Below are 10,182 nucleotides of genomic sequence, written 5' to 3'. Positions count from 1 at the left end.
AATGCTTGACAGCCTCGCCCAGTTGTATGTCTATGGCGCCGAGGTCAACTGGACCGGTTTCGACCTGCCCTATCCCCGACGTCGACTCCCGCTGCCTACCTACCCCTTCCAACGACAGTCCTATTGGATGGATCGTGCCCACCTCCGGCGAACTCCCGAAGTTCGGCCGGATGGCGCGCATGAACTTGGCCATCAGGCACCTGAAAATGCTCCCCCGACAGATTGGTTTTACGAGGTTTCCTGGCAGCTAGTAATGGGCGACGATGCTAAAGCAACGAAAGTTGCTCGCAGAGCGCCCTTGCGATGTGTCATTGTGTCCGATGGCGGCGCGCTCGCTTCGGAGCTGGCAATGCAAATCCGGGCTCTTGGCGGGGAGGCGACCTTAGCAACTTCGCCAGACGCTGTCAGTGCTGAGCTTCGGAACGGATCGTATGACCTGATTCTCCACTTGGCGCAGTCGACGGCGGATTCTTCTGTTGGCGATGGTGAGTGCGTATCATGGGCCCTCCGAACCGCGCAGGCACTCATCGCCGCAGAACAGGATGCGCGTCTGTGGATCGTCACTACCGGGGCCCAGTTACCATCTCTTCCTCATTCAGTTCAGAACGTGGCACAGGCGCAGCTTTGGGGCTTCGGTAAGACCTTTGCGCTCGAGCATCCGGTCTCCTGGGGTGGTTTGGTGGATCTCGATCCAACTGCCGGCGCACGTCAAAGTGCAACCGAACTTCTGTCCGCCATTGAGAACAGTGACGGCGAAGATCAGATCGCTTTCCGGGACGGCAAGCAATACGTGGCTCGTTTGGCGCGCGCGATTGCGCCTTCCGGTGCGCCGCCATCGTTCACCGCCTTCAAAACGTATTTGATCACCGGCGGCCTCGGCGGGTTAGGCCTGAAGACTGCGGAATGGATGGCGAGTCACGGTGCACGCAATCTGGTTTTGCTGGGGCGGAAAGCTCCATCGGAACAAGCTGCGGAGGTCATTGCAGGTCTTCAGCGCAGCGATGTGCGTGTCGAGGTGTATGCGGCGGATGTGGCTTCCCTCCCTGAGATGGAAGAGGCCTTTCGCAAAATGCGGGAAACCTTACCCGAACTCGGCGGGATTATTCACACCGCCGGCGTGCTGGATGACGGAGTCATCGCGCAGCAGACATGGGAGCGCTTCCAAAAAGTGATGAATCCGAAGGTGGCCGGAGCCTGGAATCTTCACCGGCTCACGGCAGAAATGCCGCTGGACTTTTTCGTGCTATTTTCGTCGGCTGCATCCTTGATGGGCTCGACCGGCCAGGCAAGCTATGCCGCCGCAAATGCTTACCTTGACGCATTGGCCGTTCATCGCAAAAGCAAAGGATTGCCTGCGTTGTCCGTCAATTGGGGCGGCTGGGCCGATTCAGGTATGGCGGCGCGCCTGGTGGCCCAGGGCAGGCGCCAAGCGGAATTTCAATTGATGCCGCCCCATTTGGCTCTAGCGGCCTTGGGGCAAGCTCTGTTGATGGAAACTGCTCAGATTGCTATTGCCCCGGTCGATTGGACAGTGCAGAAGTCGCACCATGGGAGCCAGCCATTTCTTAGAAGTCTCGTGGAGGAATCGGCCGACTCGGGAAAAGAGCGGTTGCGCGAATATCTTCACGAGCGGCCCAGCGAGCGCGGGACTCGGCTGGTTCAATATCTGGCTCAGACCCTCGCGTCTACTCTCGCCATCGACGCTCGAACCATCGACCCCACCCGCCCCGTGACGGATTTCGGGTTAGATTCCTTAATGGCTCTTGAGTTTCGAAATCGCATCAACTCCGATCTCGGGGTTGCAATTCCCACCGTACGTTTTTTGCAGGGATTGAGTTTGAAGGAAGTCGCAACGCAGATTGAGGCTGAACAGCCTAAATCCGAGATGCTCGAACCAGCCGCCACGATTTCCGGTTCGATAATTGAGTTCCCTCTGTCGTTTGCTCAACAAGTGCAATGGTTCGGGCACAAAATGATGGCCGGCTCCGCCTCTTACAATATCGGTTTGACCGCGAAGGCAATCCCCCATCTGAATTGGCCCGCGTTTGCACGATCGGTGGACAAGCTGGCAGCTCGCCATGCAGCTCTCCGGACGGTCTTTTTTACCAACGAGGCGGACGCTCCGATGCAGCGCATCCTGCAGTCGCCCCGCTTGGACGTCAGCCTTGTCGAAGCAAGTTCGTGGAGTGACGAAGAAATCAAGCAGGCGATTCTTCAAGATTTTCAGCAACCGTTCGCGCTTGATAGCCCCATGTTCCGCGTGAGCGTCTTCCGGGCTGAAAAGGCAGACGTAGTTTTCTTCAAGCTCGACCACATCATCATCGATCACTGGTCGGTACACCTTTGCATTGAAGACTTGAAGCAGATATATGCCGCCGAACTAGCGGGAACTGAACCACGTCTAGAGCCGGTCAGGGCAGAGTACGCCGAGTTTGTGGAATGGGAAAGCAAAGCCGTCCAGAGCCCCGGATCGGAACAGCTCTGGGAGTATTGGAAACGGAAACTTGGCGGCGAATTGCCCATTTTGCAGTTGCCGTCGACTCGACAACGGCCAGCGGTATTGATTTCCCGGGGCGAAGCGCTTCCCCTGGCATTCACCTCCGAGCACTGGCCGGAGATAGTGCGGATTGCTCGTGAATACAGAGCGACTGGGTATTCATTCCTCCTGGCCGCGTTCCAGATTTTGCTGTATCACTACACCGGGCAGAACGACATCGTTGTGGGAACATCCGTGTCGGGACGCGAGAACCCGCGGTGGAAAAACACCATGGGGTTGTTTATCAATCTGCTGGCTTTGCGTGGCGATCTCGCGGGCAATCCGACCTTCGCGGAGTATCTTGTTCGCACCCGCGATACCGTGCTGGAGGCTCTTGAGCATCAAGAGTTTCCATTTTCCTTATTGGTGACGAGGCTGCGGCAGCCGCGAAATCTGGACCGCATTCCAATTTTCCAGTCGTTCTTCAATTTTCTGACGGACCGCTCCGGTGCACTCCGCTCCCTTTTTATGGGGGTTCAGGCTAGCCCCGTGGAGTTCGGTGCATCAATGCTGTGTCCGTACATGGTTGTAACGCAGCAAGAGGGACGGCCGGAGGTCGGCGTCCAGTTGGCCGAGATGAACGGCCAACTGGTTGGGTATCTGAACTACAACTGCGATGTCCTCGACCCGGCGACGGCTAAAGCGATGGCCACCGATTACTGCCGATTGCTCGACGTCATTCTCCGTGCCCCGAACACGCCGATTGACGATCTCTTGCCTGGAACTTCGGGACAGGCGTCGAACCGAGAGGAAATCTTGCTCTAGAGGACGATTCCGGGAGTCACTTAGACCAACGAAGCGTAGGGCTCAATCGCGCGAGAACGCCATGCGACATCGAGATCGTATACTACGGCATCAGTCCTTCCCTATGCTTATGCTTGAGAACTCTGCCTGGCGAAATCCACGCCTATCCGGACGAATCCCTGAGTTGGACGGGGTCAGAGGTTTGGCCATTCTGCTCGTAGTAGTTTTCCACTATTTCGTACAGTCTACGCAGGTTACATCGCGCTGGATCAACTCTACCCTCTGGCCACTCCACCTGATGGTTTCCGGCGTCGATTTGTTCTTCGTCCTGTCAGGTTTCTTGATTGGCGGCATTCTGTACGACGCCAGGTTTGCCAAGAACTACTATTCAACCTTCTATGGTCGTCGGGTTTATCGCATCTTCCCGGTGTACTTCCTCTGGCTGATGCTCTTTCTACTTGGGCTGCATCTCATCGGCCCACACAACGCAACCTATCTTCACCGCCTCTTCAACCGTGACGTGCCTTTCTGGTTGTATCCTCTCTTTCTGCAAAATGTCTTTACGGCGTTTCGCCACCAGTGGGGTGCGGAATGGATTTCCGCAACTTGGTCCCTGGCAGTGGAAGAGCAATTTTATCTCTTGTTGCCCTTTGCCATTCGAGTTTCGACTCCCCGCGGCATCCTTCGGATGGCTGTCGGCGCAATTCTACTTCATAATTGGACCACATTCTGCGTGACTTGTCTGGCTCTTGTCATCACACTTGCTTGCGCCGCGATCTCATGGCGATTCTTGGAGCATCCGCTGATCCGTCACGCTGTTTCCAGGTATCGCTACGTCAACACCGGTCAGTGAGCGAGGATGAGACTGAACGAACAATCCGGCGGACCGATTCGGCTTCCAAGCCCGGTTCTAGCATCTCGGTCGTACTCGCCAAGTTGCTGCACGTCGTACTGCTTGGCGCAGTCGTTCGCACCATCCTGATCGATTGCCGCGCCACTTGTGCCGACTTCGGCAGTTTTTGCCACTTCCATTGCGAGTTTGGCCGACATGCAGTACGAGAACAGAAATCCGGCGAAGTGTAACCGAAAACCGACCCTGAAACTCGGAAGACGGAACTTCCAACAGGCGGAAATCACCTTTGCCAGAAAGCGGTCAACGGGGCGCGTGTCACCTGTGAAGTTTCAAGAGGTTGTTCCGACAGTAACTCAGGTGTATTACTTTTCACCGGTCAATTGTGACGCTTTTGTGTGACGACGAGCGGAGTAACTTTCCTGTACCATTCGCTTGAATTGAATACATTCATTCCGTCTGTCAGATCCTGGTTGGCGATTGAAATGGGGTTTTGGAACTTGGGCGCGAAATCGCTGGTCCCAAACGGTCTGGCTTGGCGTCTTCTGCCTGACGCGTATCCCTTGGCCTCGATCTGTTGGCTACCGCTCCAGGAGTGGGAAGATAAGCGTGTTTGGCTCAACGTCTGGTGGAGATGCGAAGATGGCCGGAAATTGCGACGCTACCAACGACGCTGGAAGATCGAACGCACCGACACCTGGCAGGGGCATTTCCGCCGCTTGTTGGTTTGTCACGAACATCTGTTCTCCGCGTACTGCGCCTTCTTCTATTCCGCCTCGCTCTAGATCGCCATACGGAAATGATTTTGAAACACGCTCAAACACACTCCTTTCCAAAAGGTGCCCCAGGTCATGAAGACGGCAGATTTTCTGTCGCATCTGCGAACGCTCGATATCGTCATAAATGCTGAAGGAGAGCAACTTCAGGTTTCTGCGCCGAGAGATGCCCTGACGGCGGGGTTGCGAGAACAACTGGCGACCCGAAAGGCCGAGATACTTCAATTTCTCAAAGACTCCAACCGGCTGCATCAGTCCGATTTCGCCACTATTGAGCCCGTATCACGTGACGGCGACCTGCCGCTATCGTTCGCTCAAATGCGACTGTGGTTCCTCGAGCAAATGGCCCCGGGGAGCGCGGCGTACACCGTACCAATGGCTTGGCGATTGCGTGGAATACTGGATCTATCCATCCTCCAGAGATGCCTGTCCGAGATCGTACGGCGCCATGAGGTGCTGCGTACGGTTTTCCCAGCTGCGAATGGATTGCCGCGCCAGGTGATTCTGCCGGCGAATCCGGTTTTGGTTCAAGTCTCCGATTTATCTAAATTGTCCCCGGAGGACCGGGACCGAGAGGCCGAAAAGTGTTTGACAGCCGCGGCCGAAAGTTCCTTCGATTTGACCAACGGTCCACTTGTGCGCACCCAGTTACTGCGGATGCACGAGGATGAGCACGTACTCCTTCTCACCGCGCATCATGCCGTTTTTGATGGGTGGTCCATGGGGGTATTCTGGCGCGAGTTCTCGTCCTTGTACCGCGCATTTCGCGACGGTAAGCTGTCATCGCTGTCCGAATTGCCTATTCAATACGCCGATTTTGCCGCATGGCAGAGGAAATGTCTGGAGGGACCGGAGGGGGCCTACCACCTTGCTTTCTGGAAAAACCAACTCGGTGGGTGCATTCAGTTGCTCGACTTGCCAACCGACAGGACTTGCACGGAGATGCGGTCGCTTCAGAGCGGAAGAAAGACCCTACACACCACGCCTGCGGTCTGCGAGTCTCTGAATTCACTGAGCCAGAAGGCGGGGGTTTCCCTCTTCATGGTCTTACTTGCTGCCTTCAACGTTCTTCTTTATCGGCTGAGCGGCCAGGACGACATTCTGGTGGGCACTCCCATTGCAGGTCGTAAGCGCACCGAACTCGAGGAAATGATCGGCTTCTTCGTCAATACGGTGGTAATCCGAACCTGTCTCTCCGGCGAGTGTTCATTTCGCAATTTGCTGGGAAAGGTCCGCAACACTGTCCTTGACGCTTATGCGCACCAGGATACGCCGTTCGAGCAACTCGTCGAGACGCTCGATGTCAAACGAGATCTCAACCGCTCCCCTTTGTTCCAGGTCTTCTTCAATCACTTGAACGTCCCCACCGCCCAGGATCAGATTCCAGGATTAGAGAGCGAGTCACGTTGGACCTCGGAGTCGAAGTTTGAACTGACTCTTTACAGCACTGAGCAAGACGGCTCTATCCATCTGCTTCTGCTTTATGACGCCGACAGGTTCGACGAACGCCGAATGGAGATCATGCTCGATCAGTATTCTGCGCTCCTCGACCAGATTTGCGCAGATCCCTCGCGGCCGCTGGACAGCTACTCGCTTCTCACCTCTTCGAGTTCTCACAGTTTGCCAGACCCTTCCGAGCCGCTTGCCGAACGCTGGTTCGGTTCGGTGCACGAGAATTTCGTGGAACAAGCGACTCGATCACCCGCAAAAATCGCGATCACAGCGGATTCCTCCGATTGGACCTATGGGCGGCTGGAAAACGCGAGCAGGGGCGTGGCGGCGCGCCTTCGTCATCTAGGGGTTAGTTCGGGTGACATCGTAGCCGTTTACGCGCAGCGGAGGCCGGCATTCATCGCGGCTTTGCTTGGCGTCCTCCGAGCCGGGGCAGCCTTTTGTATTTTCGATCCAGCCTATCCGGCTACGCGTTTGATAAACTCCCTTCGAGCAGCCAACCCCAAAGCATGGTTGCAGATCGAGAAGACGTCCGATCTGCCAGAGGCTCTGGAAGTCGCGATTGAAGAGATCATTGGCAGTTGCCGGCTGGTGATTCCGGAAGGCGTTGAGGATGTCTCCGGGCTTGACCTCCCCGCCACCCCCGACGTCGGCCCTGACTCTCCGGCTTACGTGACATTCACTTCTGGCACGACGGGCGATCCAAAGTGCATCCTCAGCACACACGGGCCGCTCTCCCACTTTATCGACTGGCATCTCCGCGAGTTCGATCTGAAAGCCACAGACCGATTCAGTATGCTGTCCGGGTTGGCGCACGATCCGCTTCTCCGGGATATCTTTACGCCACTTTGGATGGGCGCTACGCTTTGCATTCCCTCGCGTAACGATATCCTCCAGCCCGGGCACCTGTCATTCTGGATGAAAGAACAGGAAGTTACGGTCACACATATCACTCCCGCCATGGCCGCTCTGTTGAGCCAGCCGGCCGAAGGAGAGTGCGTCGAAGAGTCATTGCCTGCCCTGCATTATGTCTTCTTTGGTGGCGATGTTCTGCGCCTGCAGGATATTGCACTTGTGAGCAGGTTGGCACCCCGGGCGGCGTGTATCAACTTCTACGGCGCCACAGAGACACCACAAGCCGTGGCTTCGTACCCAATCAATCCCATTGAATCCGAGGAAACGAAAGAACTCGGCACCTTGGCAACGAAACCCGTCCCGCTCGGAAGACCGGTTGCCGATATGCAGCTCCTGATTCTGAACCGCACCGGATCTCTTTGCGGCCCTGGCGAACTGGGCGAGATCTATGTCCGCTCACCCTATCTTTCACGTGGCTACATCAATGATAAAGAACTCACGCATGAACGATTCGTGAAGAATCCGTATACCGGGAAAAGCAGTGATCGCCTCTATCGGACAGGTGATCTGGCGCGGTACCGCCCAGATGGGCTCATTGACTTCGCTGGCCGTGCCGACCGGCAGGCTAAGATCCGGGGCTATCGTATTGAGATTGGGGAAATCGAAACGATCCTCGGAAATCACCCGAGCATTCAAGACTGCGCAGTCGTCACGAGCGAAGATCAATCCGCGAATAAGAAAGTGGTAGCCTTTGCCGTCGCCCGAGATGGGCAACAGCTAGTCCCGGAAGAGCTTCGGATTTATCTGAAAAGACTGCTGCCCGACTATATGATCCCGGTTGCTTTCGTGTCCCTTCCTGCATTGCCGCTCACTCCGAATGGCAAAGTCGATCACCGCGCGCTCGTCCTGCGCGAAGAAGACCGATTGCAGCCGACCAAGCAATATATCCCGCCCAGCAACCGAATCGAGCGTTTAATCGTTGAGATTTGGTGTGATGTGCTGAATGTCGGCAAAGTAGGAGTCACCGATGATTTCTTTGAGTTGGGAGGACATTCCCTTTCTGCAACTCGGCTGATCGCGCGGCTGCAATCCGTCTTTGGCGTAGAAGTTCCGCTGCGTTGCCTCTTTATCGAACCAACAGTCGCTGGTCTGGCAAAATACATCCGCTACGATCAGGCTGCTCAAACCTACCAACTTGTCGGAGAGGCTCCGCGTTGGACCTCTTTGGTACCGGCGCAGCAGACAGGAAAACGTCGGCCGCTCTTCCTGGTGATCGGGCACCAGGGTCCGGACGATACCTTGATGGCCCTGTCGAGACTTATTCCTCACATGAGTCCCGACCAGCCCGTATATGGCCTCCGGCCTCGCTGGATTCACGGAGACGGGGGGGACTACTCTAGCGTCGAAGAAGCCGCGCGCGAGCATCTCGCTGAAGTTCGCACCGTCCAACCAAAGGGACCTTATCTGCTGGGCGGATATTGTGTCGATGGCCTCTTGGCATTCGAAATGGCCACGCAATTGATGTCGGAAGGTGAAGAGGTCTTGTTACTCGCGTTGATCGACACAGAGCGTCCAACATCCGCGTCCGCTTTCCGGTCCAACCTCCGAATTGCTTCGCGAAGAACCAGGCACGTACTGAGTGTCATTTCAGAGGTCATACGATCGGATGGTCGCTCAAGAGCACGCGCTGTTCGGGATCTGCTTGGCCGCAAGTTCAGAAGCATCCGCCGAAGGAGGGCAGAAGGTTTCGTCCCGGATGATCTTTATGCTTTCAGAATGGGTTACCGGCGCCTCATGTACAGCTACCGGCCCAAGCATTATCCAGGTCGGATTACGTTGATCGTGAACGAGCATGCCTATCGCTCGGCAAAGGAACTGGGGTGGAATGCAACCTCCGCCGACAGTTTAGTTATCCACAAGACACCTGGCGGTCACCTGAATCTTCTGACGCAGTACGGCAAAGAACTTGCACAACTGCTTCTGCAGTGTATTGAAGACGCGCAATCAAGGCATGGCCGCTCGCCCGGCCATCGAGGGGACAACGCAGCGTGACTGAGTCTCGAAAATTGAGTTGCCAGACCTCGGCGTGCCAATCGACAGAGATCATATCTGTTCGTAGCGTCACCATGGCTTTCCCAATTTCTAAGCGGTATCGTGAGTTACTTCTTCATCCATTGCGGCCTCGAAGGGTAAAGACTGCTTTAGCTGGGGCTTCCTTGCAAGTCCAAATGGGCGATCGGATCGCGATTATGGGCCCTAACGGCGCGGGCAAAACCACTCTGCTCAAGCTCATTGGAGGCCTTTTGCTTCCAACCCATGGGAACATAATCGTCAACGGCTTCAACACGCATCTGCAGAATTCGGCGGCGCGAAAATCAGTAGGTTTTGTGCTCAACGAGGAGCGAAGTTTTTTCTGGCGCTTGACCGCTGTGCAGAACCTCGAGTTCTTCGGCGCATTGGATAACCTCTGGGGCGCCGATCTCACCGGTCGTATTCGCGAGCTGATCCACTTGGTTGGCCTTGAAGACGCCGCGGACCAACCCTTCGCCGCATATAGTTCCGGAATGAAGCAGCGCCTGGCATTGGCGCGTGGACTAATCGCCGAACCCGAAGTGCTCATTTTGGACGAGCCAACCCGCGCACTCGATCCCATCGCCTGCGATGAGATGACCGAGCTGATTCTGAGCCGCATTCACCATGGCTCCCGCAAGACCCTTATGATCGCCACACATCGGATGGAAGAAGCGATGAAACTCTGCAATAAGGTGGCCGTCATCGACAAGGGCCGCCTGAAAGCTTTCGACCGCATTGAGGATCTGACCGCAGATGGAATCACGCTTGCGCAATATTACCGGCGAAGTTTGGCCATGGAGAATCATGATTACGTTGTTGCGTAAAGCTGCCGCTTTCGTGAAGCGGGATTACCGAATCGAATCCGGCTATAAAGCCAGTTTCTTTATGACCATCTT

7 protein-coding genes are annotated in these 10,182 nt (G+C 55.8%); 4 read left to right on the top strand and 3 right to left on the bottom strand.

Annotated features, from left to right (window positions below):
* A partial coding sequence (locus WCA10_RS11640; RefSeq protein WP_472822690.1) for a hypothetical protein occupies positions 1-193 on the bottom strand: 193 nt, incomplete at its 3' end.
* A gap of 156 nt (positions 194-349) precedes the next feature.
* Here WCA10_RS11640 and WCA10_RS11635 point away from each other — a divergent pair.
* Positions 350-3,301: an SDR family NAD(P)-dependent oxidoreductase gene (locus WCA10_RS11635; protein ID WP_472822689.1), complete on the top strand. Its 2,952-nt coding sequence runs from the start codon at positions 350-352 to the stop codon at positions 3,299-3,301.
* A gap of 61 nt (positions 3,302-3,362) precedes the next feature.
* Positions 3,363-4,133: an acyltransferase family protein gene (locus tag WCA10_RS11630; RefSeq protein ID WP_472822688.1), complete on the top strand. Its 771-nt coding sequence runs from the start codon at positions 3,363-3,365 to the stop codon at positions 4,131-4,133.
* On the opposite strand, the gene WCA10_RS11625 is transcribed toward WCA10_RS11630, so the two are convergent.
* Positions 4,127-4,312, bottom strand: a complete 186-nt coding sequence (locus tag WCA10_RS11625; protein WP_472822687.1) for a hypothetical protein — start codon at positions 4,310-4,312, stop codon at positions 4,127-4,129. The two genes, WCA10_RS11630 and WCA10_RS11625, sit on opposite strands and share 7 nt — an antisense overlap.
* 399 nt (positions 4,313-4,711) lie before the next feature.
* A complete protein-coding gene (locus tag WCA10_RS11620; protein ID WP_472822692.1) occupies positions 4,712-5,131 on the bottom strand; it encodes a hypothetical protein in 420 nt (139 codons plus the stop codon).
* Here WCA10_RS11620 and WCA10_RS11615 point away from each other — a divergent pair.
* Entirely contained in the window at positions 5,024-9,265 is a 4,242-nt protein-coding gene (locus tag WCA10_RS11615; RefSeq protein WP_472822691.1) for a non-ribosomal peptide synthetase, read from the top strand. The two genes, WCA10_RS11620 and WCA10_RS11615, sit on opposite strands and share 108 nt — an antisense overlap.
* 74 nt (positions 9,266-9,339) lie before the next feature.
* Positions 9,340-10,110 (top strand): ABC transporter ATP-binding protein, encoded by a 771-nt coding sequence (locus WCA10_RS11610; protein WP_472822686.1) that lies wholly within the window; start codon positions 9,340-9,342, stop codon positions 10,108-10,110.
* Positions 10,111-10,182 lie beyond the last annotated feature (72 nt).

It is taken from the genome of Occallatibacter sp., from assembly GCF_049582745.1.
GTDB lineage: Bacteria > Acidobacteriota > Terriglobia > Terriglobales > Acidobacteriaceae > Telmatobacter.
The sequence above is the reverse complement of the archived record's forward strand: the minus strand, read 5'-3'. Positions and strand labels throughout refer to the sequence as shown.

Coding starts and splice junctions, on each gene's coding strand:
- WCA10_RS11630 (WP_472822688.1), top strand. CDS start 3,363: ATGCGACATCGAGATCGTATACTACGGCATCAGTCCTTCCCTATGCTT.
- WCA10_RS11625 (WP_472822687.1), bottom strand. CDS start 4,312: ATGGAAGTGGCAAAAACTGCCGAAGTCGGCACAAGTGGCGCGGCAATC.
- WCA10_RS11635 (WP_472822689.1), top strand. CDS start 350: ATGCAAATCCGGGCTCTTGGCGGGGAGGCGACCTTAGCAACTTCGCCA.
- WCA10_RS11610 (WP_472822686.1), top strand. CDS start 9,340: ATGGCTTTCCCAATTTCTAAGCGGTATCGTGAGTTACTTCTTCATCCA.